The organism is Nocardia sp. XZ_19_231 (assembly GCF_015355705.1).
Taxonomy (GTDB): domain Bacteria; phylum Actinomycetota; class Actinomycetes; order Mycobacteriales; family Mycobacteriaceae; genus Nocardia; species Nocardia salmonicida.
This window is the reverse complement of the sequence record NZ_JACUZI010000006.1, coordinates 109975-132888: the sequence shown is the minus strand read 5'-3', so window position 1 is coordinate 132888 and position 22914 is coordinate 109975. Positions and strand designations below refer to the sequence as shown.

The window sequence follows — 22914 nt, the reverse complement described above, 5'->3', positions numbered from 1 at the left end:
GCCATGACGAACACCGCAGCACAGCCCAGCATTTTCGATCCGGCCACCCTCGGCGCCCTCGCGTTGCCGAACCGTCTGGTGATGGCGCCGATGTCGCGCAACCGCGCCGACGCGGACGGCCGCCCGACCGCACTCATGGCCACCTACTACGCCCAGCGCGCCACCGCGGGGCTGATCATCGCCGGGGCCGCCAGCCCGAATCGCGTCGGCACGACCTTCGCGGGGATCCCCGGTATCTACACCGACGCGCAGATCGCCGGCTGGCGCGAGGTCGCAGCGGCGGTGCACGCCGCATCGGGCCGCACCTTCCTGCAACTGCAGCACGGGGGCCGGGTCGGTCATCCGGACAACGGCGGCGCGGTGCCGCTGGCGCCGTCGCCGGTTCGCCTGTCGAGCACGATCCACACCGCCGCGGGCTCGCGGGACGCGGTCGTGCCGCGCGAGATGACCGTCGAGGACATCGGTTCCACCGTGGCCGACTTCGCCACCGCCGCCCGCAACGCGATCGCGGCCGGGTTCGACGGGGTCGAAGTGCACAGCGCCAACGGGATGCTGCTGCACCAGTTCTTGTCCGACAACACCAACCAGCGCGGCGACGGCTACGGCGGACCGATCGCACATCGCATCCGATTCACCCTCGAGGTGGTCGACGCGGTGGTCGCCGAGATCGGCGCCGAGCGGGTGGGTGTGCGCATCGCGCCCGGTGTCGGCGCCAACGACATCGTCGAAAGTGACACGGCCGCACTGTATCCCGCGCTGGTGGCGGAGCTGAACGCTCGCGGTCTCGCCTACCTGCATGTCGTGTTCGCCGATCCGCGGTCGCCGGTCTTCCAGCGCATCCGTCAGGACTGGACCGGCCCTCTGATCGCCAACCCCTCCCTCGGCTGGGGCGCTCCGCTACCCGCCGACGGTGGTAAGGCGGCGGCCGACGAACTCCTGGCGGCGGGCGCCGACCTGATCTCACTGGGTCGGTCGTTCCTGGCCAACCCGGATCTGGTCGCTCGGCTGCGCGTCGACGCCCCGATCAACCCGTTCGACGATGTCCATTTCTACGGCGGCGACGCCACCGGCTACACCGACTACCCGGTACTCGAACCGGCAACGAGGTAGGTGCTGCGATGCTCGTCACCGGCTGACGGAAATCCGGTTGTCTCCGCAGGTGGGGATCGTTAGCGTGTCTACCGTTTGCTGTTCGCAGACTGAAAGGATCAACGCATGGAACCCATTACCGAACGCGACATCAGGTCGTCGTTCGTCAACTGTTCGAAGGGTGACGCCAAGCGCTTGAATGTGCCGCGTGACCTCGGTGAACGGCCCTGGGATGATCTCGATTTCCTCGGCTGGACCGACCCGTCGTACGCGGGGCGCTGTTATATCTCGGTGCCGAGGGAGGACGGGCTGGTGAGTGTCGCGCTGCGGCACGAGACCGGCGGATCGGGCAAGACGCAGATGTGCACGATCTGCCTCACCACGCACTCCGGTGGCGGCGTTTCGCTGATGACCGCGAGCAAGACGGGCGAGTCGGGGCGCAAGGGGAACACGGTCGGCAGCTACATGTGCACCGATCTGGCCTGTTCGCTGTATGCCCGCAACAAGAAGCGGCCGTCGATGGGCAGTCGGTACCGCGAGGACTTGACGCCGGAGGAGAAGGCGCAGCGCGTGGTGGAAAACCTGAACGCCTTCGTGGACCGGCTCTACACCTAGCCGAACCGACCCGCGCGACGACAGGAGGTAGATGCTGTGTGCCGACACTCGATAGCTCATCAGGCCCGAGTTCTGTCGATCCTCGACAGGACTCGGGTCGACTCGTTCCTGACCGGTCGAGGCGGCCCGGGCTGATCCCGGGCCGTGCCGAGCGGAGCAGGAACGTTAGAGCATCGCGTTCATGATGGTGCCCGCGCTGGTGGCGACGACGCCGCCGATCATCGCGCCAGCGACCATCTTCGGCGACTGCATCGCACCGCCGGTCCACTTCTCCCAGGCGAATTTTCCGCCCGCGACAGTGATGGCGACGATGCCGGACAACAGGATGAACCAGGTCAGATAGCTGACCATCTGCATGATCTTGTTCGCCAATGGTGGTGCTTCGGGTGTCGGATTGCCGATCTGCGCCAAGGTATCGGTGACGGCGGCCAGAAACATGGGGTCTCACTCGGTATCTCGGAGGAACGGAACGACGATGAACTCTGCATTGATGGTATCCGGTCAGGTGCGGCGATGTCGGCGCCCATCCGTACCGAACCGATCGGTTTTGTTGGTGTGCAAGGGGTTCGCGCCCGTATCCTGGACCACGTTCGAATACGGCAGGGCTGGAACGCAGTTCGCGTCACGCGATAGGGGAGCAGGCTATGAGCATCATTCTGACGTCGATGGCCGACACCATCACCACGTATGCGCAGATCGGCAATCCGTCGCCGGAAGCGCCTCCGCTATCGGACAAGATCATGAAAATGGTTCAGTACCTGACCTGGTTCATGATCCTGTCGGGCGTGCTCGCCATCACCGTCGCCGGTGGAAAGTTCGCCTGGGAGAAGTGGAACGGTAGCGCGATGGAGTCGCCGAAGATGATCGCGGGCGCCATGATCGGTGGTGTGGTCGCCACCAGTGGCGGCACCATCATGAACGCGATCCTCAGCTAGATCCGCGCGCCCTTGGCGCGATTGCAGGCCCGGCACAGGATCTGCAGATTCGTCGCGCTCGTCGCACCACCGCGACTGAGCGGGATGATGTGGTCGAACTCCAGGTAGTGGCCGTCGCCGCATTCGACGCACGCGCCGCCGTCGCGCTGCCACACCTGGGCTTTCACATCCTGGGGAATACTGCGGCTGTCGAGCTGTCCCGGCGTCAGGACCAGGCGTTTCGACACGCGCAGCGCACCCTCCAGTGCTGCCGCCACATAGTCGGGGTCGGTGACGCCGAACGTCGCGCCGCCCCGCGCGGAAGTCGCCGCGAGCACGACGGTGCCGTGCTCGGGATGCACTGAAACCACCCGGTTCCACGGCAATTCGATGCCGGTGCCGTGACCGACGAAGCGCAGTTTCTTGGAGCTGCCGATGAGTCGGCCCTCGGTGTTGCGTGGACCGCGGGCGAGCATGCGGATGTGGACGGCGGGCAGGTCGAGGTGAACGCGCTCGTCGGGGTCGAGGTGCAGGCCGGGGGTGTTGATGGTGGGCAGCTCGCCGGCGCGCAAGCGGGACAGGGTGCGGCCGCGATGCATTCGGCGGCGCAGATCGTCGACGATGCCGCCCGACAGCGCCAGCTCGCTGACGACGTGTTCGAAGGCATCCAGCTCGTCGGCGAAAACCTCACCGTCGGCGAAGGCGAAGGCGACCATGCGCTCGACCTGGGTCAGGCCCGCCTCGCGCAGTAGTGTTCGGCCGCGCTCCTCGTCGATGCGCTGGAAGCGCAGGGCGGCCCACACCTCGGTCCACTCCTGCGACATCGTGCCGGGGCCCGCGAGCACGCGCCTGGCTCTGTTGCGCCAGTGGGTGAGGAAGTCCTCGATTTCGTCGGCACAGTTCTTGCACGGTCCGTGACCGCCGAACAGCTTGCGCCGCAAAGGATTGCCACAGCGGGTGCAACGGGTGCGGTGATCGTGGATGTGCGGGTGGACGCTGGAGGTCCACTCGTCGCCGTCCCACCAGCGGAGTTGATCGGGGGTTTCCGGATCGGGGTGCCAGTCGGCGAGCTCCGGGTCCGGCGGTGGTGGCGGCGGGACGTCGATGACGCGGCGGGTGAGGGCGGGTGCGTGGGTCGGCGCCGGGACTTCGTCGAGTGGATAGGCGGCAGCGGGCGTCACAGCTCGGTGCCGTTGGTCGGGCGAGCCCTCGAACTGGCCCATGGCGGCGTGGGTAGGTCGCGTGGGGGTGCTCGATCCGGTGACGGCCCGTCCGGCGGTGGGTTCGTCCACCGTTACCCCGAATTCGGTGGCCAACCCGGCCAATCCACCTGCCCAACCCTGGCCGATCGCACGGAAGCGCCATTGGCCGTCGCGGCGGTAGAACTCGCCGAACATCATCGCCTGGACGTCCTCGATGCCGTCGATGGTGAACTGGGCGATCGGGCCGTCGGCGGCGTGCACGGTCAAGGTGAGGTCGGGGAGTTGGTCGAAGGTGGCGTCGTCGAGGGACGCGCTGATGACGATGCGTGCCACATCGGACTCGGTGCGGGGCAGCGAAATGCTCAGCCGCGCGGTGCCGGGGGCGGGCTCCTGGTCGAGGGTGACCGCCTGGGAGGCGTGGCGGGGCGCGTTGAAGAAGACGAAATCCCGGTCACCACGGACCAGGCCCGATTCGGTGACCAGCAGGGCGTGCGCGTCTACGGCATGTACCGACCGCCATGAAACGACCACGGCGAGAAGCGATGTCGGGACCGGCGCGTGCGCACCCTTGCGTAGTTCCATGGTGCTCGCATGATGTCATGAGGGTCCGACAGAGTTTATTCGAGCGCTGGAGGTGTCCGAGTCACTGGCCGGATCGGGGCGGGCGAAGATTCGGGGTTCGGTAGTCCCAGACGGTTTGACGCTGTGTTTATTGGCGCGCAGGCGCGCGCGTGTCCGCGGCCCCAAGGGGCCGCCGGTTAGACGCCGTTGCTTGCTCCTTCGTCGCGTACGCAACGACGTCTAACCGGCGACCCGGCCGCGGACCGGCCACTTCGTGGCCGCCGCTCCCTAAGGGTCGCGGGTGCGGGGTTGGGAGGGCGGTCATGGCGGACCTGAGGTGCACGGTGTGGCTGGTGGGCGGTTATGGCGGATCTCGGGTGTGGCAGGAGGCCGTGCGGGGGTGCGCGCCTTCCTGCGTCTGTGGCGTCCTTGCGGCACAGTGGTGTCATGACGAACCCGAGGAAACGGGGGCGCGCGCAGGAGGCTGCTCCGGCGGCGCAGGCGCGGAAGGTGCCGGGGGCCGAATTGTTGTCGGCGGCTCAGGCGGCGGTGGGGGCTGCGCAGACCGCGGCGGGGCAGGCCATCGATGCCGCTCAGCAGACGGCGGGGTATGCCTTCGACGCGGCGGTTCGGTTGCCGCCCGCTTCGGCGCAGCTGGCGGCGCAGTTGCCGGATCTCGTGGAGAACCTGTCGATCGCGGTCGATCGGCTCAACAGCACCATCGATCGGCTCGATCGGACCTTGGCGCTGGCCGATCCGGTGTTCGCCACCTACGACCGGTTGTTGCCGCGGCTCGAGGCGATGATCTCGCTGGGTGAGGACGTGTTCGGCGCGGTGGCCAAGCTGCCGGGTGTCGGCCTGCTCGGGCGGATCACCGGGCGTGGGGGCGAGGAACCCGCACCGGAACCGGAGCCGGACAAGCGCGGCCGCCGTCGGCGGTGACACTCACGTTCCGGGCGGCAACGCCCGGAACGTCGCTGCCGCCTTGAGCACCATCTCGGCGTACTCGTCCTCGGGATCGGAATCCAGCACGATCGCGCCGCCCGCGCCGATCCGCCACTCGTCGTCGTAGCGCACGGCAGTGCGGATGACGATATTGAGGTCGGCGGTGCCGCTCAGGCCGAGGAAGCCGATGGTCCCCGAATAGATGCCGCGCGCTTCGGTTTCCAGTTCGTCCAGGATCTCCATGGTCCGCAGCTTCGGCGCGCCGGTCATCGAACCGCCGGGGAAGCAGGCGCGCAGACAGTCGATCACGCTGGCGTCGGGGCGCAGCGTCCCGCGCACGGTCGACACCAATTGATGCAGGGTGGAATAGGTCTCGGTGTCCATCAGCTTCGGGACGTGCACCGAACCGACTTCACAGACGCGGCCGAGGTCGTTGCGCAGCAGGTCGACGATCATCAGATTCTCGGCGCGCGTTTTCGGGTCGTCGGCCAGCGCGCGACGCAGGCGCTCGTCCTCGTCGGCGGTCCGTCCGCGCGGGGCGGTGCCTTTGATCGGCTTGCTCTCGACAACCCGGTCCCGGTCGATCTCGAGAAACCGCTCCGGCGAGGAACAGGCCACATCGAGGCCGTCGAAGCGCAGGTAGGCGGCGTAGGGGGCAGGATTGCAGCGGCGTAGTCGCCGGTAGAAGTCGAGTCCGTCATCGGGCGCCGCGGCGACGGCGACCGCGTCGGTGAGACAGATCTCGTAGGACTCGCCCGCGTGCAGCCGATCCTGACACACCGCGATATCGGCCAGATAGCGGTCGCGACCACGCACCAGATGCGCCTGCACGGCGTCGGGATCGGCGGGCACGCGCAGGTCGGCGGGGTTGACCCAGGTAGGGAGATCGTCGAGGGCGTCGGAAGTCTCGCGCAGCCACCGCTGCGCGTGGTGCTCGGTGGCGGGTTCGCTCAGTGCGAGCAGGTGGGTTCGTCCTGCCTCGTGGTCGACGACGATCAGCCGGTCGGCGAAGATCCACTGGGCATCAGGAGTGGGGGAGCGGTGCGCACTGTGCCCACCGCAATCGGCTTTCACCTCGTAGCCGAGATAACCGACGTAGCCGCCCGCGAAATCGAACGGCAGTGGCGGGGTCTCGCAGTGCCGAGCCCGGAGTTCGCGGTCGAGATAGTCCAGGACCGTGCCCGCGACGGTGCGCGTGCCCGCGACGTCCGTCACGGTGACGGAGCCGTCACCGACCCGGTAGCCGACGGTTTCGGCGTGCGGTCCGCTCGCGTCACCGAGGAAGGAGAACCGGTCGAGTCCCGGTTCGACGTGTTCGCTGTCGAGCCAGAACGCGCTCACGGCCTCGGCGCAGCGGCGCAGGAAGATCGCTTCGGTGTCGATCGCTCGTTCGATCACCTTGTGCTGCATGTGAAATGAGCGTTCGGGTGAAGTGGGCACTGCCACCGAGGGCCCGCGGACGACGACGGGTGCGGAAACCTGCGCGCGCGCTTTGGTCAGGTCGGCGAAGTTGCGCAGCAGCGCGGCGCCGAATTCACTCGACACCGACTCGGGATGGAACTGCACACCCCACTGCGGCCGCTCGCGATGACGCACCCCCATGATCACCCCGTCGCTGGTCGAGGCGGTCACCTCGAGGGTCGCGGGCAGCGGGCTCCGCGCCGCGAGCGAGTGATAGCGCACCACGGTGAAGCCCTGCGGCAGACCGGCGAACAGATCTCGATCGTCATGGGTCACCTGATCGAGAAAACCGTGCCTGGCCTGCGGCGCGCGCTCCACCGTCCCGCCCGCGCCGAGCACGATCCCCTGATGGCCCAGGCACACGCCGAGTAGCGGCAGTTCGGTCTGCGCGATGAGCGAGGTCGACACGCCCATGTCCCGAGCGCGGTCCGGCCTGCCGGGTCCGGGCGAGATCACCACATTGTCGAAGTGGTCCAGGTTCAGGGCGCCCTCGGCCTCGTTGTTGCGCACGACGGTCGGCTCGCTCCCGTTGACCTCGCTGATCAGCTGATAGAGGTTGTAGGTGAATGAGTCGTAGTTGTCGATCAAGAGCGTGCGCATCGTGGCAGAAACATTACGCCGGGCGTGCGGGCGGGCATTCCCGCGCAGTCCCCACCGCTGTCGGGGCACAATGTGCCCCATGGCTGTTTCTCAACCTGTCGATGTTGACCCGGCGATCGCCGATTTCGCGGCGATCGGGCGGTGGATGGACGAACAGGGCTTGCCCGGGACGGAATTCGAGGCGGTCACCGCTCTCGGAGGCGGCACGCAGAACGTGATGCTGCGCTTCACCCGGGGCGGACGCGAGTACGTGCTGCGGCGCGGGCCCAAGCATCTGCGCGCCAAGAGCAACGAGGTCATCGGCCGGGAATCACGGCTGCTCGGCGCGATCGCCGAGACCGAGGTGCGTTCGCCACGGGTGATCGCCGCCTGCGACGACGAGTCGGTGATCGGCGCGGTGTTCTACCTGATGGAACCCATCCACGGCTTCAACCCGCAGACCGAGCTGCCCGCCCTGCACGCCGGTGATCCCGAGATCCGGCGCCAGATGGGCCTGTCCGCGGTCGAGGCCATCGCCCGGCTCGGCTCGCTCGACTACCAGGCGCTCGGTCTCGAGGACTACGGCCACCCCGCGGGTTTCCTCGAACGGCAGGTACCGCGCTGGCTGCGCGAGCTCGACTCCTACAGCGCCAATCAGGGCTACCCCGGCCCGCAGATCCCCGGTCTGGAGCAGATCGGTGACTGGCTCGAACGGCACCGGCCGACGGACTGGACGCCCGGCATCATGCACGGCGACTGCCACCTGGCGAACATGATGTTCGACTACGACAGTCCCGAGGTGGCGGCGATGGTCGACTGGGAGATGTCGACCATCGGTGACCCGCTGCTCGACCTCGGCTGGCAGCTGGCGACCCGACCCGAACCCGGCACCGTCGGCGCGGGCATGATGGGCACCCTCGGCACCGTCGGCGGCCTGCCGAGCGCGGCGGAGATGGTCGAGCACTACGGCAAGTTCTCCGACCGCGACCTCGGCGCGGTCCCCTGGTACACCGTGCTGGCCTGCTTCAAGCTGGGCATCGTCCTCGAGGGCACCTATGCGCGGGCGTTCGCGGGCAAGGCGCCCAAGCCGGTCGGCGACTTCCTGCACGCGGTGACGCTGGAACTCTTCGAGCAAGCGAATCAGCTTGCCGAATGATGCCCGGATCTCACCGATAGTTGGCTCGATATCGATGGAGCGCAAGAAGCGGACACCCTAGGCTGACTTTCATGATCGTCCCCGACACCAAGAACTGGACCTGGGTCCTCGAACGTGCGTGCTCCGAATGTGGATTCGAGGCCGAGCACACCGCGTACGCGGCCGTTCCCGAGATCGTCCTCGACAGCGCCGCCCGGATCGGCTCGGCGCTCGAACGCGACGACGCTCGGGTGCGTCCCGACGAGCTGACCTGGTCCGTTCTCGAGTACGGCGCCCACGTGCGCGACGTGTGCCGGATCTTCGACACCAGGCTCGCGCTGATGCTCGGCGGCGACGGCGTCGAGACGCCGCGATTCGAGAACTGGGATCAGGACGCGACCGCCGTCGCCGACCGTTACGGCGAGCAGGACCCCGCGGTTGTCGCGCGGGAATTGACTGTTGCCGCTGATCGGGTGGCCGCCGCGTTCGCCTCGGTGCCGTCGGATCGGCTCGACCTGCGGGGTGCGCGCAGCGACGGATCGCTGTTCACGGTCACCTCGCTGGGTCGGTACTTCTTGCACGACCTCGTCCACCACGTCCATGACGTGCGCGGATAAGAAACTCTCGGAAATTTTCTAGAACGTGTTTCAGAAACCGGTGATTTGTGGCTAGGGTGAGTGCAGTCACAATGAGGCACGAGCTTGGCGAGAGGTCTACCGGCATGAAGACGAAGGGCGCGATCCTGTGGGGCATCGATCAGCAATGGTCGGTCGAGGAGATCGAGGTCGGCGACCCCGTCGCCGGTGAAGTACAGATCCGGATGGAAACGGCGGGCATGTGCCACTCCGACCATCACATCGTCACCGGCGCGACGCCGATGCCGGCCTACCCCGTGATGGGCGGACACGAGGGTGCGGGTGTGATCACCAAGCTCGGCCCGAACTGTCCGGCCGATCTGGCCGTGGGTGACCACGTCATCCTGTCGTTCATCCCCGCGTGTGGCCGCTGCCCCTCGTGTGTCGCCGGGAACATGGCGCTGTGCGACCTGGGCGCCGGACTGCTGATGGGACAGGCGATTTCGGATGGCACCTACCGCATCCAGGCGCGTGGCGAGAACGTCATCCCGATGTGCCTGCTCGGCACGTTCGCTCCGTACATGACGGTGCACCACACCTCCGTGGTGAAGATCGATCCCACCATCCCGTTCGAGGTCGCGTGCCTCGTGGGCTGCGGCGTGCCGACCGGGTTCGGATCGTCGACCCATGTGGCCCAGGTGCAGCCGGGTGAGACCGTGGTGATCGCGGGCATCGGCGGTGTCGGCATGAGTGCGCTGCAGGGTGCTGTGCTCTCCGGTGCCTCGAAGGTTATCGCCATCGACCCGCATCCGTGGAAGCTGGAACAGGCGCAGAAGTTCGGCGCCACCCACACCTACGAGAGCATGGCCGCCGCGATCATGCCGATGATCGAGGCCACCGAGGGGCGGATGGCCGAGAAGGTCATCCTCACCATGGGTGAGATGCACGGCGACTACGTCGAAGAGGGTCTGATCCTCACCGGCAAGGCGGGCACCCTCGTCGTCACCTCGATGGGCCGCATGGACGCGGGCGACGTCAAGATGAACACCTTCCTGCTGTCGATGTTGCAGAAGACGGTGAAGGGTTGCATCTTCGGCGGCGGCAACGCCCGCCAGGACGCGCCGCAACTGCTCTCGCTCTACAAGGCGGGCCAGCTCAATCTCGACGACATGGTCACGCGCAGTTACTCGCTCGAAGAGATCAACCAGGGCTACCAGGACATGCTGGACGGCAAGAACATTCGCGGGATCATCCGCTACACCGAAGCCGACTGGTAGTCAGCTCCCGCCCGCCTGCTCGGCGAGACGAACCGCCACCTGAGCGATCAGGTCGTACGGGATCGGTTCGCCGAGTGGGAATTTCAAGGTGCCACGACCCGAGTTGTAGGGCTCGATGGCTTTCTCGAGCGCCTCGTCCCCGTCGGGGACGGGGTACACGCTCACGTGGGCCTTCCAGCCCGCGAAGAAGATGAACACCCGGCCGTCGATGGTGGCGGCCGGGATGGCGTAGCTGATCTTCTCGCCCGTGTCCGGCACCGCGCGATGGATCGTGTCGCGGATCTGCTGCAGGACGGCGCGTTCGGCCGACGGCTGGGCCGCCAAATAGGCGTCGACGGAGTCAGGTTTCTCGGTCATGCTCTCGACTCTAGGCTCTGACCAGCACTTTCTTCGGGTGACCCGCGGCCTTCAATTGGCCGTCGCGCAGTAGTAGGCAGTGGTCGGCCCTGCCAGCCTCGTCCAGATCGTGGGTGGCTTGCACAACGGTCACACCGGCCGCGCTGATCTGAGCCAGAGCGCGGGAGATCTCGGCCTGAGAGGTCTCGTCCAAGCCTGCCGCCGGTTCGTCGAGCAGCAGTAGATCGGACTCCTGCGCCAGCGCCTGTGCGAGCAGGGTGCGTTGGCGTTGTCCACCCGACAGGGTGTCGAGCCGCCGAGTCGCCAAGTCGGTGAGCTCCATCCTTTCCAGGCAGGTTCGCGCGATCTCGCGATCTGCCCGAGTCAGTCGCCGCCACGGTCCGCGGTGCGCCCAGCGTCCCATCGCGACCACTTCCCGCACGGTGATCGGCAGGGTCGGCGGAATCGACGTGTGCTGCACCACGAAGGCGGGACGCCGGGTGGTGCTCCGGTACACCGCTCCTTCTTGCGCCTGCACGGTTCCGGCGAGGATGCCGAGCAGGGTCGATTTTCCCGAGCCGTTGGGTCCCACGATCGCGGTCACCTGCCCGCGCGGGATCGTGGCGGTCACCTCGCGGAGCACGGGTCGTCGGGCATAACCGGCCGTCAGGTGCTCGATCCGGATCGCTGCGTCATCTGTGTGGTTCATCTCACCTCAATTGAAACGATAATCATTTTCAGTATATCGTCTCGCGCTATGGATTGGCTGTTCGCCCCGTTCGAGGTGGCATTCGTGCAACGCGCGCTGTGGGGTGGGTTGCTCGTCTCGTGCGTGTGCGCCCTCGCCGGGACCTGGGTGGTGGTGCGCGGCATGGCATTTCTCGGCGACGCCATGGCGCACGGGATGCTGCCCGGCGTCGCGGTGGCGGCGTTGCTCGGGGGAAACCTGATGCTCGGTGCCGCGGTCAGCTGCACCGCCATGGCTGCCGGTGTGTCGGTGCTGAGCCGTGGCAAGCGCTTCGCGCCGGATACCGCGATCGGGCTGTTGTTCGTCGGGATGCTCGCGGCCGGGGTGATCATCGTGTCGCGGTCACAGTCGTTCGCGGTGGATCTGACCGGGTTCCTGTTCGGCGATGTGCTGGCCGTGCGAGCCGTCGATCTGTGGTATCTCGTTGCGGCCCTTGGCATCTCGCTGGTGGTGGCGGTGCTCGGCCATCGTGCGTTCGTGGCGCTGACCTTCGATCCGCGCAAGGCGCACACCCTCGGACTGCATCCGAAACTGGCGCACGCTGCGCTGGTGGGGTTGGTAGCCGTGGCGATCGTGGCGTCGTTTCATGTCGTGGGGACGCTGCTGGTCTTCGGATTGCTGATCGCGCCGCCCGCCGCCGCAGTGTTCTGGTCGAACCGGGTGCCGGTGGTCATGGCGGTCGCCGCGCTGATCGGCGGGCTGTCCACGGTGGGGGGACTGGTCATTTCGTGGCATGCGGGAACCGCGGCGGGGGCCACCATCGCCGCCGTGGCCGTCGGCTCGTTCTTCCTGTCCGGGATCGTCTCCGCGCTGCGGGAGCGGGTCGGTCGGGTGGGAGTGGTCGCGCTCGCCGCCGTGCCGTTGGTCGGCTGCGGGGCAGGGGAGGTGCCGGTCGTCGAGGAGGCGGCGCCGCACGGGTTCGTCGCCGGTGCGGAGGAGATGAGCGAGGCCCAGAAACGAGTGGTAGTCGCCGATGTGACCGGAGCTGTTCGGGTGATCGATCTGCTGACCGAGAAGGTCACGCCGATCGGCCCGGAAAGTGTTCGAGCGCAACCGGACCCGAGTTCATCAGCGAGTCCCTCGTCGTCGCCGAGCGGTGGTGGTCAGCGGGTCCCTACCGTCGGCGCGGTCGGTGACGGGCGCTTCGCGTATCTGAGCGCGGGTGCGTCGGTACAGGTCGTGGACAGCGGGGCATGGACCGTCGACCACGGCGACCACCGGCACTACTACCGTGCGCCGAGCCAGGATGTCGGTGCGGTCGCCGGCGATACGGCGACTACAGGCCCCGGAAGTGCGGCGCCCGGAGTGGGTGGTTCCGAGGTGGTCGGTGCGTACAGCGATGCCGCCGTCGCGTCGGTTGTGCTCGGTTCCGGTGCGACGATCTTGTTCGACCGTGCGGAGCTGGACGGCGGTGTCGCCCGAGCACAACGCCAGGTCGACGGGATCGCGGTGCCGTATGCCGAGCGGATCGTCGTCGCCGACAGCTCGGGTCGGGTCGAGGTGCGCGGGCGTGACGGCGCGGCGGGGCAGGTCCAGTCCACCCCGTGTCCGCAGCCGAAGGGTCAGGCTGTGACCAGGCGTGGAGTCGTCTTCGGTTGTGCCGACGGAGCACTCGTGGTGGCACAGCGCGAGGACGCATTCGTCGCCGAGAAGATCCCCTATCCGGCGCCGACGTCGGAGCGGGCGAGCGCGTTCACCCATCGCCCCGGCAGCACCACCCTGACCGCGATCGCGGGCCGCGACGCCGTCTGGACGCTCGACATCAGGAAGAAGACCTGGACGCGGACTCCGATCGCCGACCCGGTCGCGGTGAACACCGCGGGCGAGGGATCGTCGTTGTTGGTCCTCACCCGCGACGGCGTGCTGCACGGGATCGACCCCGTCACCGGCACGGAGACAGCGCGTACTCCGCTGCTCGGAGGACCCGTCGAAGGCGATCCGGTGATCTGCGTCGACTCGGAACGGGCCTATATCAACGATTCTCGGGCGCGCGTCGTCCACGAGATCGCCTACAACGACAACCTCCGCGTCGCGCGCGCGTTCTCGCTGGACATCGCGCCCTCGCTGATGGTGGAGACGGGCCTGTGAAGCACTTGTTCCCCGATGACCGCCGGACCTCGCGGACCGATCGGCTTCGCAAGTTGATCCAGTTGCTGGCTGCCGCAGCACTTCTCGTGCCCTTGGCGAGCGCGTGTACCAGCGGGAGCGAGCGGTCCGGGATCGTGGTGACCACGAACATTCTCGGCGATCTGACCCGGGCCGTTGTCGGTGACACGGTGCCGGTGACGGTGTTGATGCAGGCGGGGGCCGATCCGCATTCGTTCGCCATTTCCGCTCGTCAGGCGGCCGAGATCGAGCGAGCCGCGCTGGTGGTGCACAACGGGCTCGGGCTCGAGGAAGGCGTGGCGCGGCATGTGGGGGCCGCCGCGGCCGCCGGGGTCCCCACGCTGGCCGTGGCGGAGCGGGTGGATCCGATCGCGTACACCTCCGATGAGTCGGCGGGGCAACCTGATCCACACTTCTGGACCGATCCGCGCCGGGTGCGCATGGCCGTCGAGGCGATCAGCGCCGAGGTGCTGGCCCGAGTCGACGGCGTCGATACCGCTGCGGTGCAGGCGAATACGCAGCGCTACCTCGGCGAAATCGACGAGTTGGACCGGTGGATGACCGAGCGGTTCGCGGCTGTCCCAGCAGAGCGCAGGCAGTTGGTCACCGACCATCACGTCTTCGGGTATCTCGCACAGCGATTCGGGTTCCGGGTGATCGGCGCGGTGATCCCCAGCGGCACCACCCTCGCCTCACCCAGCGCCTCCGATCTCGACGACCTCGCGACCGCGATCAGGACCGCCGGGGTGCGGGCGATCTTCGCCGATTCCGCACAGCCCGATCGGCTTTCGCGCGTCCTCGCCGAACACACCGGTCTGCAGGTACAGGTGATCGCCCTGCACACCGAGTCGCTCACCCCACCCGGTGACGGCGCAGGCACCTATCTGGAGATGGCCCGCGTCAACACCGAGGCGATCGCCCGTGGTCTATCCGGGCCGACAGCTTAATTCGCACAAAGAGATGGAGCATTACATGAACAGGTCACGGACCACCACGATGGTGGCCATGTCCGGGGTTCTCGCCTCGGTGGTGGCGCTGAGCGGTTGTGGCACAGAGGATTCCGGCCGCGAACATCAGCACACGCCGGGAGCCGAACCGATCGCCCTGACCTACGACGGCGGGATCTACGTCCTCGACGGCGCGTCACTGACCCAGCGGGCCGACGTGAAGATCGACGGATACAACCGGCTCAATCCGGCCGGGGATGACGACCATCTGATGGTGTCGACCAAGGACGGCTTCCGCGTCTTCGACGCCTACGACGGCGCGTTCACGGGAACCCAGTTCCCCGCCGCCAAACCGGGCCACGTTGTTCGGCACGCGGGCAAGACCGTGCTGTTCGCCGACGGGTCCGGTGAGGTCACCATTCTCGAGACCGCGCAGGTCGACAGCGGAAAGCCGACAGAAGTCTACAAGGCTGCCGCGCCGCACCACGGCGTCGCGATCGAGTTGAGCAACGGGAATCTGGTGCTCACTCTCGGCACCGAGGACAAGCGCGTCGGTGTCGTCGCGCTCGACAAGGGCCGCAAGGAACTCACTCGTAACGAGGACTGCCCAGGGGTGCACGGCGAGGCCGCTGCCCAGGGCGAAGCGGTCGTGATCGGCTGCCAGACCGGCGCCGTCGTGTACCGCGACGGCAAGATCACCAAGGTCACCAGCCCGACCCCCTACGGCCGGATCGGCAACATGTCCGGCAGCGAGGCGTCGCCGATCGTGCTCGGTGACTACAAGCAGGACAAGGACGCCGAACTCGAACGTCCGCAGCAGGTTTCGTTGGTGAACACCACCGACGGCACACTGCGCCTGGTCGACCTCGGCACCAGCTACACCTTCCGCTCGCTGGCTCGCGGCCCGCAGGGTGAGGCGCTGGTACTCGGCACCGACGGCAAGATCCACGTGATCGATCCGTTGGCGGGCAAGGTGGTTCGCACCATTCCCGTGCTCGGCAGCTGGCAGGAGCCGCTCGACTGGCAAGCCGCTCGCCCGGCCCTGTTCGTCCGTGACGGCATCGCCTACGTGAGCGACCCGGCCGCCAAGCAGGTGCACCGCGTCGACCTGGCCGCCGGAAACGTCACCGCCACCGCCACTCTGGCAGGCACGCCGAACGAACTCACCGGCGTCACCGCGCACTGAGCGCACCGATCGAGGTCACCACGCTTCTCCGAAAACACTTCGGTGGGAGCCTGGTGATCTTCGTTCGTGCCCTGAAGAACAGGTCAGTCGGCGCACCGCACGACGACCTCGCGCAGGTTGCGGCTGCGCACATCGTCGAGAATCGCCATGCCGAGGCGGTTCATGCTGTAACCGAAGCCCACTCCGGTTGCCGGGTCGGCGAATCCGAAGGAGCCGCCCAAACCGGTGGTGCCGTAGGCGCGTTTGTCCGAGCCGAAGCGGAAAGTGCCGCGCGACTTGCGGAAACCGAGGTGGTAGCGGCTCTTGGTATGCAGGACCAGATCATCGGCGGGCACATCGTCGGCGGTGTCGGCGGCGGCGAGCAAGTCGAGAACATCGTCGTCGATGGGCAGCGCGCCGGTGCGGCCCGCCGCGGCGCCGTAGACCTGCGCCAGCGCACGGGCATTGCCGACACCGTTCATGCCGGGCCACTCGATCTCGAGGAACTCCCGCCGGGCGGCACGCGCCGGGGCGCCGGGGCGCGGATTGGTCAGTGCCGCATAGGAATATCCACGCTTGGCGTAGACCTCGCCGCCGATCCGCAGCGGGATATCGCGACGTTCGTAGCGCCAGATGTCCAAGCCCTTGGTCGCCGACAGCTGGGCCACCCGTTCCATGGGCTCGGTCTCGGGCAGGCCGATGAACAGATCGGCGCCGACCGGGCCCGCGATCTCCTCGGCGAAGAACCGGCCGAGACTACGGCCCGCCGGATCCACCCGTCGCAGCAATTCGCTCTGATACAGACCCAGCGTCAGCGCGTGATAACCGTGCCGGGTGCCGGGCTCCCACGCCGGTTTCTGCGCGGCGAGCAGCTCGCCGAGGGCGTCACGATCGATCAGCTCCCGCAGTTTCACGATTCGGTCCAGCCCGGACAGCCCGGCCTGGTGGTCGATCAGCTGACGCACGGTGACCCGTTCCTTGCCGTGCGCGCCGAATTCCGGCCAGTACTTCACCACCGGCGCCTCGTAGTCGAGCAGCCCCCGCGACACCGCCGTCGCCAGGGTGAACGCCGACATCCCCTTCGACGAGGAGAACACCGGCACGATCGTGTCGCGCTCCCACGCCACCTCACGTTTGCGATCGCGATGACCTGCCCACAGGTCGACCAGTGGCTGGTCGCCGGAGTAGACGGCGACGGCGGCGCCGATCTCGCCGTGGTGGGTGAAGTTGCGGCGGAAGGCGTCGGCGACGGGGCCGAAACCGGCCGCCACGTCGCCGTGGATCGATGGTGCGGGACTCATGGTGTCCTCGATCGTAGCCGCGTCTCGTACGCTGCCGATATGCGATCGTTGCAGCAGGTTCAGCACTGGCCGGTCAAGAACGCCGCCGCCGCCGTGGTCACCGCCAGCGGTGTGTCGACCGTCGGCGATACCGAGAGGGTGTTCCGGCTCGCCTCGGTCACCAAACCGCTCGTCGCCTATGCCACGCTCGTGGCGCTCGAGGAAGGCGCGGTCGAACTCGACCAACCGGCGGGTCCGCCCGGTTCGACCGTGCGGCATCTGCTCGCCCACACCTCCGGCGTCGCGTTCGCCACTCCCGAAGTTCTCGCCGAACCCGGCGCCCGCCGCATCTACTCGAGCGCGGGCTTCGAACTGCTCGCCGATTTCCTCACCGCGCAGACCGGTATCGAATTTCCGCGATATCTGCACGAAGCGGTTTTCGAGCCACTCGGCATGGCCACCGCGGTCCTCGACGGTTCCGCCGGCCACGCGGGCAGCGCCTCCCTCGCCGACCTCACGCTATTCGCCACCGAGTTGCTGACACCTCAATTGATATCTCGGCAAACCTTGGACGACGCGACCTCGGTGCAATTCCCCGACCGCGACGGAGTCCTGCCCGGATACGGCTCCCAGCGTCCCAACGACTGGGGATTGGGATTCGAAATCCGCGACGGAAAAACCCCGCACTGGACGGGTTCGGCCAATTCCGCCCGCACCTACGGGCACTTCGGCCAGACCGGCACGTTCCTCTGGGTCGACCCGGAAATAGCGGTGGCGACAATCGCGCTGAGCGACGAGAATTTCGGTGACTGGGCAAGAACAGCGTGGCCGAAATTCAGCGATTCCGTTATCGCAGAGACACATAACACGCAGTAAAGTAACACGCGCAACACCGCACACTTCAGTACACTCGTGCCACGCCAGACCACGACGGGCCGTTGGGGAAGACGTTCCTTGTCGAGGCTGGAGGTGTTGGTAAGTGCGCGCATCGAGTCAGTTCGCTGACGCGACGGCGGGTGTGGTTTACATCCACTCATCGCCCGCCGCGTTGTGCCCTCACGTGGAATGGGCGCTGTCCACCGCGCTGTCGTCCCCCGCGAAATTACGCTGGAACACCCAACCAGCCGACGGGCAACTCCGCGCCAGCAGCGACTGGGTCGGCCCTGTCGGTACCGCGGCCCGGATAGCCCAATCATTGCGCACCTGGCCTGTGCTGCGTTTCGAAGTCACCGAGGACCCCAGCGAAGGCGTCGACGGCGAGCGCTACAGCTTCGTCCCCACCCTGGGGCTCTGGCACGGATCCACCGGCGCCAACGGCGACGTGATGCTGGGCGAAATGCGATTACGAGCCTTACTCCAGGCCGCCAAAGAACTCGACGTCCACGGAACCTTCGACCTCTCCACCGAACTCGACCGAGCCCTGGGCGCGCCATGGGACGAGGACCTCGAGGCGTACCGGCAGGGGACCGACAGCGTCGGCGCCGAAGTCACCTGGTTGCGGCGGGACGTGGGTTAACAGTTGATCCGAGACCATCACGGGATTTCCGATGATCAGGGGCGTAGTCAGTCGGCGAGGTCCATCCGGAGGAACTCGGTGATGCGGAGAAGTTTCGGCGGGCGGGGAATCTCAGGGGGCAGCGACTGGAACGCTTCGTCTCTTCCGACGACGCGTGGTGCGGTGAGCGCGACCTCCTGACCGTCTTTGCGGAGTTGCGCGGTGCCTGTGGCCAGGATGTTCTGCACCCAGTCCGAGGCCGATCCGTAGACGAGGACGAACAGGTAGCCGCCGTCGACGGGGTGGGCGTCGAGTGGGGTGCGGTAGGTCTTTCCCGAGGTGCGGCCGGTGTGGGTGAGGACCGGCCATTTTCCGCCTGCGACGGCGCGGGGATTGAAGACGCGTTTGTTGATGTGGCCCCACCAGATCGGCATAGGCATGGGGTGCTCCCTTGTTCGGGTCAGCGTGGCTTACACCTGTAAGGCTGACTTACATCTGTAAGCTTGTCAACGCTTCGCCACCGAGGAGGTCTCATGCCCGCACGGCAACCGCTGAGTCGCGATCGTGTGCTGGATGCCGCGATTCGGGTCGCTGACCGTGGGGGAGTGGAGGCCATCACGATGCGGCGGGTGGCGCAGGAGTTGGGGGTGGAGGCGATGTCGCTCTACAACCATGTGCCGAACAAGGACGCGATACTCGACGGCGTTGTCGACGCGGTGTTCGCGGCGATCGAGTTGCCGGAGTCCGGATGTGACGATTGGCGCGATGCGATCCGGGCGCGGGCTCGCTCGGCGCGTTCGGTGCTGGCGCAACATAGTTGGGCGCTCGGGTTGATGGACTCGCGTCGGAATCCGGGGTCGGCGACCCTGCGCCATCACGACGCGGTCCTGGGAGTTCTTCGGGAGACCGGGTTCTCGCTGCCGATGGCCGCGCACGCGGTCTCGCTGATCGACAGCTATGTGGGCGGTTTCGTCCTGCAAGAGGCGAACCTGCCCGTGTCCGTATCGGCGGACGTCGAGGCAGTAGCGGGCGGCATTCTCGCGAACCTGCCGGCAGACGAGCTGCCGTATCTCACGGAGATGATCGTCGACCACGCCCTGCAACCGGGGTACGACTACTCGGGCGAGTTCGGATTCGGGCTGGATCTGATCCTGGACGCGCTCGAAGCGCGCCGAGGTAAGCGCTGAGCGCCGACCTCCCTCGCCGCATCCGCCGCAGTCGCGTTCAGCTGCTCGTGCGGCGTGCCGGAAGGGCGACGCGGTCGAGATCGTGGGCGAGAACGGCGCCGGGAAAGGCTGCCTGTTCGATGAACAGGTGATCCTCGCTCGGGGTGTAGCGCTCCGAAAAGTGGGTCAGAACAAGGGTGTTCACCCCGCACGAGCGCGCCACCTCGCCCGCCTGACGCGCCGTGAGATGGCCGCGTTCGTGCGCCTGATCTGTCTCGGAGTCGAGGAAGGTGGACTCGATGATCAACATGTCGACACCATCGGCGAGCTCGAAAACGTTGTCGCACAGGCGAGTATCCATGATGAAAGCCACCTTCTGGCCCGGCCTCGGTGCCGAGCATTCCTCGAGCAGCGGCCCCGACAGCTCACGGATCGCGGCGCCGGAGATGCCGTGCTCGCGCAGCTTCTCGGGCAGAAATGTTCGGCTGTCCGGTTCGGCGAGGCGGTAGCCGTAGGTGGGGATGCTGTGGGCCAGCGGGAGTGCGGTGAGGGTGAAACCGTTGCCCTGCAATGTTTCGCCGGGGCCGCTCACCGGGTGTTCGACGAGGTTGGGCGAGCCGTAATAGCTCGTCGCGTATCTCAGTCGTTCCCAATACTCGGCACCCTCGGCGGGGTAGACGGCGTGCACGTCGTGGGGTACCCCGTCGCGGCCGAGTCGCTGCACGATGCCGGGGACGCCCAGCGAGTGGTCACCGTGGAAATGGGTGATGCACAGCCAATGCAGTTCGGTCGCCGAAGCGCCCGCATGCGCCATCTGGCGCTGGGTGCCCTCGCCGGGATCGAACAGCACGCCCTGCCCGTCCCAGCGCAGGAGGTAGCCGTTGTGGTTGCGGCGGCGGGTGGGCACAGCCCCGGCTGTGCCGAGGACGACGAGTTCTCGTGTCGACATCGACCCATCCTGGCGGGTCGCCGCGTCGGTGTCACGTAGAAATGAATGCTGTCGCGATGGTGAGATGGACCGAGTGCGGGCCTTGGCCGAAGCTCGCACCGATCACACAGCTTCCGGAGGACGACAATGGATCTGTTCGACTACGACGCCGAACTGCGTCTGCACAATGCGCACTTCTTCGCTGCCGCGAAGGTCGGCGCCGGTGATCGCGTGCTCGACATCGGCTGTGGCACAGGGCAGACCACGCGCGAGGCCGCCCGTGCGGCCGTTGACGGAAGCGCGGTCGGAGTCGACATCTCGGAGGTGATGCTCGAACAGGCCCGTCGGATCAGCGACGACGAGGGCCCGTCGAATATCAGTTTCGAGCTGGCGGACACACAGGTGAATCCTTTCCCGCCAACATCTTTCGACCTCTGTATCAGCAGGTTCGGTGTGATGTTCTTCGCCGATCCGGTCGCGGCGTTCACCAATATCGCGCGCGCATTGCGTCCCGGGGGTCGTCTCGCGTGGCTGGTCTGGCAAGGCCGCGACCGCAATGAATGGGCGTCTGTGTTCAGTGACGTTCTCGCCGCCACAATCCCCACACCAGGTCGCGGCCCGTTTTCACTCGCCGACCCTGCTGTCACCGAATCTGCTTTGGCGACAGCAGGTTTCATCGACATCGACTTCACCGAGATCGATGAGCCCGTGTACTACGGCCCCGACAGTATCGCCGCCTACGACAACCTGCTCCGCCTGACGGGATTCAAAGCCTTCCTCACCGACCTCGAGCCCACCGAAGCCGAACAAGCCCGCACGCGGCTCCACGAGATCCTGGCCGACCATCAGACCGACAGCGGCGTGTACTTCGACTCCCGCGCTTGGCTCATCACCGCTCGCCGTCCTTGAGTAGTGGATCAGGTTCCATCCCGCCGGACAGCGAGTGGCGGGATGGAACCGGTGTTGCGTGTGTTCGTGTCCGTGGGGGGCTCAGGTGTTCATCGGATGAGTGCGGAAGAAGTCCCAGATCAGGGCGGTGGCGTTGATCGAGTTCGTATTCTTGCCGACGATGAGCTCCGGGTAGAGCGGGGAACTGGTCCCGGGCCAGATGTGGCCGCCCCCGGTGATCGTGTACAGCTGAACGTCGATACCGGACGGGCACGAGTATCGATCCAACACGACGTCAGCGGCGATCGTGGCACGCACCGGAGCGCCGGTGCACCCACCGCGGCGCGCCCAGGCTGCCGCACTGTCGGTCACCGGGTGCCGGCCTACGCCGCTGTCCTCGCCACCGGACGGCCCGGATGCCGAACCGGAATTCGATTGCCCCGCATACGGAACGATCGCGTCATCGGTGCCGTGGAAGGCGATCACCGGCACCGGCCGTGTGGGACGACACCAGCTGAAATCTCGTAGCCCCGACACCGGGGCGATGGCGGCGACGCGGTCGGCGAACTGGCAGCCGAGGGAACTGGAGGCGAAGGCACCCATCGACAGTCCAGCGATGAAAATGCGGCGTTTGTCGACGCAGAGGTTGGACTCCACATCGGTCAGCACTTCCGAGACCCAGGTCATGTCGGCGGAACCGAGACCGTACCCCCACTGTGCGAAGCCGAGCCGATCGAGCTGGGGGGTGATCGTGATAAACCCTTTTTGGTATCCGTATTCGCCGAAGCCGCTACCGGCATCGGCGATGTCGATATTTTCCAGGAGACCGTGCAGGGCGATAACGACCGGCAGCGGGCGATCGGCTCCGGCGGGGACATGCTGCCGATACTGGCCCGTTTTTTCGGTGCCCCGGAATTGCACGGTCGTTTCGCCTCGAGCAGGAACCGGCTGGCCACACCCCGCAGAAGGTGAGGGTGCGGGCCCCGGATCGTCGGCGTGCGCTACGCCACCGGCAGCGGCGAGCAACGCAGCGACACACATCGCTCTCAGTGCCCCCGTGGTCACAGCCCGCAATCCGGACCGGACGCTTCGACGGCGTCGGGAAGCCCCAACCCCGACCTGCAAAATATTATTCTTGAACATGAGAGGAAGACTCTCAGGTTGTGGCCCGATTTTTCCGGGTTCGCGACACCTGTCGGAAATTCTGACCGCCGACCTGCAGTCCTGTTTGTAGCGATCACAGGCGGCTGCGGGGTGGGTCAGTAGCCGCGGCAGAGGTCGCATCTTGACTGATTAGGTGATGTCGGCCACACTACCAGTCAGTAACCGGATTCTGATGTCCGGTTATGGTGTGGCCGGCGAGACCACACGACTCGAAGAGGAGTTGCCGATGGACGAGCGCAACCGAGACAGGACGCACGGGCACAGTCGAGGTCTACTGATCGCTCCGTCGCCGGTGGGAAAATCGGCGCCGCCGGCAGAGGTATCGTCTGGTTCCGGAA

Annotated in this window: 23 protein-coding genes; 14 read left to right on the top strand and 9 right to left on the bottom strand. The window is 66.8% G+C overall.

All coding sequences use genetic code 11. The features are described from left to right. The first annotated feature begins 3 nt into the window (after positions 1-3). Together IBJ82_RS25755 and IBJ82_RS25750 are read left to right on the top strand one after the other, a co-directional pair. A complete protein-coding gene (locus tag IBJ82_RS25755; RefSeq protein WP_194828571.1) occupies positions 4-1110 on the top strand; it encodes an alkene reductase in 1107 nt (368 codons plus the stop codon). Between the two features lie 105 nt (positions 1111-1215). Then, positions 1216-1704, top strand: a complete 489-nt coding sequence (locus IBJ82_RS25750; protein WP_194828570.1) for an FBP domain-containing protein — start codon at positions 1216-1218, stop codon at positions 1702-1704. A 165-nt stretch (positions 1705-1869) separates the two neighbouring features. Here IBJ82_RS25750 and IBJ82_RS25745 read toward each other — a convergent pair whose 3' ends face one another. Beyond that, complete coding sequence (locus tag IBJ82_RS25745) at positions 1870-2142, bottom strand: hypothetical protein (protein ID WP_194828569.1); 273 nt, start codon at positions 2140-2142, stop codon at positions 1870-1872. 206 nt (positions 2143-2348) lie between these two features. Between IBJ82_RS25745 and IBJ82_RS25740 the strand changes: the two genes are divergently transcribed. Further along, positions 2349-2639: a hypothetical protein gene (locus tag IBJ82_RS25740; RefSeq protein WP_194828568.1), complete on the top strand. Its 291-nt coding sequence runs from the start codon at positions 2349-2351 to the stop codon at positions 2637-2639. Here IBJ82_RS25740 and IBJ82_RS25735 read toward each other — a convergent pair. Next, positions 2636-4402: a TerD family protein gene (locus tag IBJ82_RS25735; RefSeq protein ID WP_194828567.1), complete on the bottom strand. Its 1767-nt coding sequence runs from the start codon at positions 4400-4402 to the stop codon at positions 2636-2638. The genes IBJ82_RS25740 and IBJ82_RS25735 overlap by 4 nt on opposite strands. A 426-nt stretch (positions 4403-4828) precedes the next feature. Between IBJ82_RS25735 and IBJ82_RS25730 the strand changes: the two genes are divergently transcribed. After that, positions 4829-5323: a hypothetical protein gene (locus IBJ82_RS25730; protein ID WP_194828566.1), complete on the top strand. Its 495-nt coding sequence runs from the start codon at positions 4829-4831 to the stop codon at positions 5321-5323. A gap of 3 nt (positions 5324-5326) precedes the next feature. Here IBJ82_RS25730 and pabB read toward each other — a convergent pair whose 3' ends face one another. Then, positions 5327-7387, bottom strand: a complete 2061-nt coding sequence (pabB, locus tag IBJ82_RS25725; RefSeq protein WP_194828565.1) for an aminodeoxychorismate synthase component I — start codon at positions 7385-7387, stop codon at positions 5327-5329. Between the two features lie 70 nt (positions 7388-7457). Here pabB and IBJ82_RS25720 point away from each other — a divergent pair, with 70 nt between their 5' ends. The 3 genes from IBJ82_RS25720 to IBJ82_RS25710 all read left to right on the top strand — a co-directional run bounded on the left by IBJ82_RS25720 (position 7458) and on the right by IBJ82_RS25710 (position 10353). Continuing rightward, positions 7458-8522, top strand: coding sequence for a phosphotransferase family protein (locus IBJ82_RS25720; RefSeq protein ID WP_194828564.1), 1065 nt, complete (start codon positions 7458-7460; stop codon positions 8520-8522). 71 nt (positions 8523-8593) lie between these two features. Further along, positions 8594-9118, top strand: a complete 525-nt coding sequence (locus IBJ82_RS25715; protein ID WP_194828563.1) for a DinB family protein — start codon at positions 8594-8596, stop codon at positions 9116-9118. A gap of 104 nt (positions 9119-9222) precedes the next feature. Further along, complete coding sequence (locus IBJ82_RS25710; protein WP_194828562.1) at positions 9223-10353, top strand: NDMA-dependent alcohol dehydrogenase; 1131 nt, start codon at positions 9223-9225, stop codon at positions 10351-10353. Here the strand turns inward: IBJ82_RS25710 and IBJ82_RS25705 are convergent, their stop codons facing one another. Together IBJ82_RS25705 and aztA are read right to left on the bottom strand one after the other, a co-directional pair. Then, the gene (locus IBJ82_RS25705; protein WP_194828561.1) at positions 10354-10710 is read right to left on the bottom strand and encodes an iron chaperone; all 357 of its coding nucleotides are present in this window, start codon (positions 10708-10710) and stop codon (positions 10354-10356) included. Between the two features lie 10 nt (positions 10711-10720). Next, positions 10721-11398 carry a zinc ABC transporter ATP-binding protein AztA gene (aztA, locus tag IBJ82_RS25700; RefSeq protein ID WP_194828560.1) on the bottom strand — a complete coding sequence of 226 codons (678 nt, stop codon included), beginning with the start codon at positions 11396-11398 and terminating at the stop codon, positions 10721-10723. Positions 11399-11446: 48 nt separating this feature from the next. Here aztA and aztB point away from each other — a divergent pair, with 48 nt between their 5' ends. The 3 genes from aztB (at position 11447) to aztD (ending at position 15676) form a co-directional block, all read left to right on the top strand. Further along, a complete protein-coding gene (gene aztB / locus IBJ82_RS25695) occupies positions 11447-13525 on the top strand; it encodes a zinc ABC transporter permease AztB (protein WP_194828559.1) in 2079 nt (692 codons plus the stop codon). A gap of 65 nt (positions 13526-13590) precedes the next feature. Beyond that, positions 13591-14490, top strand: coding sequence for a zinc ABC transporter substrate-binding protein AztC (gene aztC / locus IBJ82_RS25690; RefSeq protein ID WP_194828769.1), 900 nt, complete (start codon positions 13591-13593; stop codon positions 14488-14490). Positions 14491-14515: 25 nt separating this feature from the next. Beyond that, on the top strand, positions 14516-15676 hold the full coding sequence (gene aztD, locus IBJ82_RS25685) for a zinc metallochaperone AztD (RefSeq protein WP_228537677.1): 1161 nt from the start codon (positions 14516-14518) through the stop codon (positions 15674-15676). A gap of 83 nt (positions 15677-15759) precedes the next feature. Here aztD and IBJ82_RS25680 read toward each other — a convergent pair whose 3' ends face one another. Next, positions 15760-16956: a serine hydrolase domain-containing protein gene (locus IBJ82_RS25680; protein ID WP_194828557.1), complete on the bottom strand. Its 1197-nt coding sequence runs from the start codon at positions 16954-16956 to the stop codon at positions 15760-15762. 39 nt (positions 16957-16995) lie between these two features. On the opposite strand from IBJ82_RS25680, the gene IBJ82_RS25675 reads away from it, so the two are divergent. Together IBJ82_RS25675 and IBJ82_RS25670 are read left to right on the top strand one after the other, a co-directional pair. Then, the gene (locus IBJ82_RS25675; protein ID WP_194828556.1) at positions 16996-17811 is read left to right on the top strand and encodes a serine hydrolase; all 816 of its coding nucleotides are present in this window, start codon (positions 16996-16998) and stop codon (positions 17809-17811) included. Positions 17812-17914: 103 nt separating this feature from the next. Then, positions 17915-18451: a DUF3145 domain-containing protein gene (locus IBJ82_RS25670; RefSeq protein ID WP_056821216.1), complete on the top strand. Its 537-nt coding sequence runs from the start codon at positions 17915-17917 to the stop codon at positions 18449-18451. Positions 18452-18498: 47 nt separating this feature from the next. Here IBJ82_RS25670 and IBJ82_RS25665 read toward each other — a convergent pair whose 3' ends face one another. Further along, positions 18499-18870: a nitroreductase family deazaflavin-dependent oxidoreductase gene (locus IBJ82_RS25665; protein WP_194828555.1), complete on the bottom strand. Its 372-nt coding sequence runs from the start codon at positions 18868-18870 to the stop codon at positions 18499-18501. A 93-nt stretch (positions 18871-18963) separates the two neighbouring features. On the opposite strand from IBJ82_RS25665, the gene IBJ82_RS25660 reads away from it, so the two are divergent. Further along, complete coding sequence (locus tag IBJ82_RS25660) at positions 18964-19617, top strand: TetR/AcrR family transcriptional regulator C-terminal domain-containing protein (protein ID WP_194828554.1); 654 nt, start codon at positions 18964-18966, stop codon at positions 19615-19617. Between the two features lie 37 nt (positions 19618-19654). On the opposite strand, the gene IBJ82_RS25655 is transcribed toward IBJ82_RS25660, so the two are convergent. Further along, positions 19655-20545, bottom strand: a complete 891-nt coding sequence (locus IBJ82_RS25655) for a ribonuclease Z (protein WP_194828553.1) — start codon at positions 20543-20545, stop codon at positions 19655-19657. A gap of 126 nt (positions 20546-20671) precedes the next feature. Between IBJ82_RS25655 and IBJ82_RS25650 the strand changes: the two genes are divergently transcribed. Then, positions 20672-21433 carry a class I SAM-dependent methyltransferase gene (locus tag IBJ82_RS25650; RefSeq protein WP_194828552.1) on the top strand — a complete coding sequence of 254 codons (762 nt, stop codon included), beginning with the start codon at positions 20672-20674 and terminating at the stop codon, positions 21431-21433. A gap of 81 nt (positions 21434-21514) precedes the next feature. Here the strand turns inward: IBJ82_RS25650 and IBJ82_RS25645 are convergent, their stop codons facing one another. Further along, the gene (locus IBJ82_RS25645; RefSeq protein WP_194828551.1) at positions 21515-22696 is read right to left on the bottom strand and encodes a PHB depolymerase family esterase; all 1182 of its coding nucleotides are present in this window, start codon (positions 22694-22696) and stop codon (positions 21515-21517) included. Positions 22697-22914 lie beyond the last annotated feature (218 nt).

Coding starts and splice junctions, on each gene's coding strand:
- IBJ82_RS25745 (WP_194828569.1), bottom strand. CDS start 2,142: ATGTTTCTGGCCGCCGTCACCGATACCTTGGCGCAGATCGGCAATCCG.
- pabB (WP_194828565.1), bottom strand. CDS start 7,387: ATGCGCACGCTCTTGATCGACAACTACGACTCATTCACCTACAACCTC.
- IBJ82_RS25750 (WP_194828570.1), top strand. CDS start 1,216: ATGGAACCCATTACCGAACGCGACATCAGGTCGTCGTTCGTCAACTGT.
- IBJ82_RS25675 (WP_194828556.1), top strand. CDS start 16,996: ATGCGATCGTTGCAGCAGGTTCAGCACTGGCCGGTCAAGAACGCCGCC.
- IBJ82_RS25710 (WP_194828562.1), top strand. CDS start 9,223: ATGAAGACGAAGGGCGCGATCCTGTGGGGCATCGATCAGCAATGGTCG.
- IBJ82_RS25735 (WP_194828567.1), bottom strand. CDS start 4,402: ATGGAACTACGCAAGGGTGCGCACGCGCCGGTCCCGACATCGCTTCTC.
- IBJ82_RS25755 (WP_194828571.1), top strand. CDS start 4: ATGACGAACACCGCAGCACAGCCCAGCATTTTCGATCCGGCCACCCTC.
- IBJ82_RS25665 (WP_194828555.1), bottom strand. CDS start 18,870: ATGCCTATGCCGATCTGGTGGGGCCACATCAACAAACGCGTCTTCAAT.
- aztD (WP_228537677.1), top strand. CDS start 14,516: ATGAACAGGTCACGGACCACCACGATGGTGGCCATGTCCGGGGTTCTC.
- IBJ82_RS25705 (WP_194828561.1), bottom strand. CDS start 10,710: ATGACCGAGAAACCTGACTCCGTCGACGCCTATTTGGCGGCCCAGCCG.
- IBJ82_RS25650 (WP_194828552.1), top strand. CDS start 20,672: ATGGATCTGTTCGACTACGACGCCGAACTGCGTCTGCACAATGCGCAC.
- IBJ82_RS25720 (WP_194828564.1), top strand. CDS start 7,458: ATGTGCCCCATGGCTGTTTCTCAACCTGTCGATGTTGACCCGGCGATC.
- IBJ82_RS25660 (WP_194828554.1), top strand. CDS start 18,964: ATGCCCGCACGGCAACCGCTGAGTCGCGATCGTGTGCTGGATGCCGCG.
- IBJ82_RS25730 (WP_194828566.1), top strand. CDS start 4,829: ATGACGAACCCGAGGAAACGGGGGCGCGCGCAGGAGGCTGCTCCGGCG.
- aztB (WP_194828559.1), top strand. CDS start 11,447: ATGGATTGGCTGTTCGCCCCGTTCGAGGTGGCATTCGTGCAACGCGCG.
- IBJ82_RS25715 (WP_194828563.1), top strand. CDS start 8,594: ATGATCGTCCCCGACACCAAGAACTGGACCTGGGTCCTCGAACGTGCG.
- IBJ82_RS25655 (WP_194828553.1), bottom strand. CDS start 20,545: ATGTCGACACGAGAACTCGTCGTCCTCGGCACAGCCGGGGCTGTGCCC.
- aztA (WP_194828560.1), bottom strand. CDS start 11,398: ATGAACCACACAGATGACGCAGCGATCCGGATCGAGCACCTGACGGCC.
- IBJ82_RS25740 (WP_194828568.1), top strand. CDS start 2,349: ATGAGCATCATTCTGACGTCGATGGCCGACACCATCACCACGTATGCG.
- IBJ82_RS25680 (WP_194828557.1), bottom strand. CDS start 16,956: ATGAGTCCCGCACCATCGATCCACGGCGACGTGGCGGCCGGTTTCGGC.
- IBJ82_RS25645 (WP_194828551.1), bottom strand. CDS start 22,696: ATGCGACCTCTGCCGCGGCTACTGACCCACCCCGCAGCCGCCTGTGAT.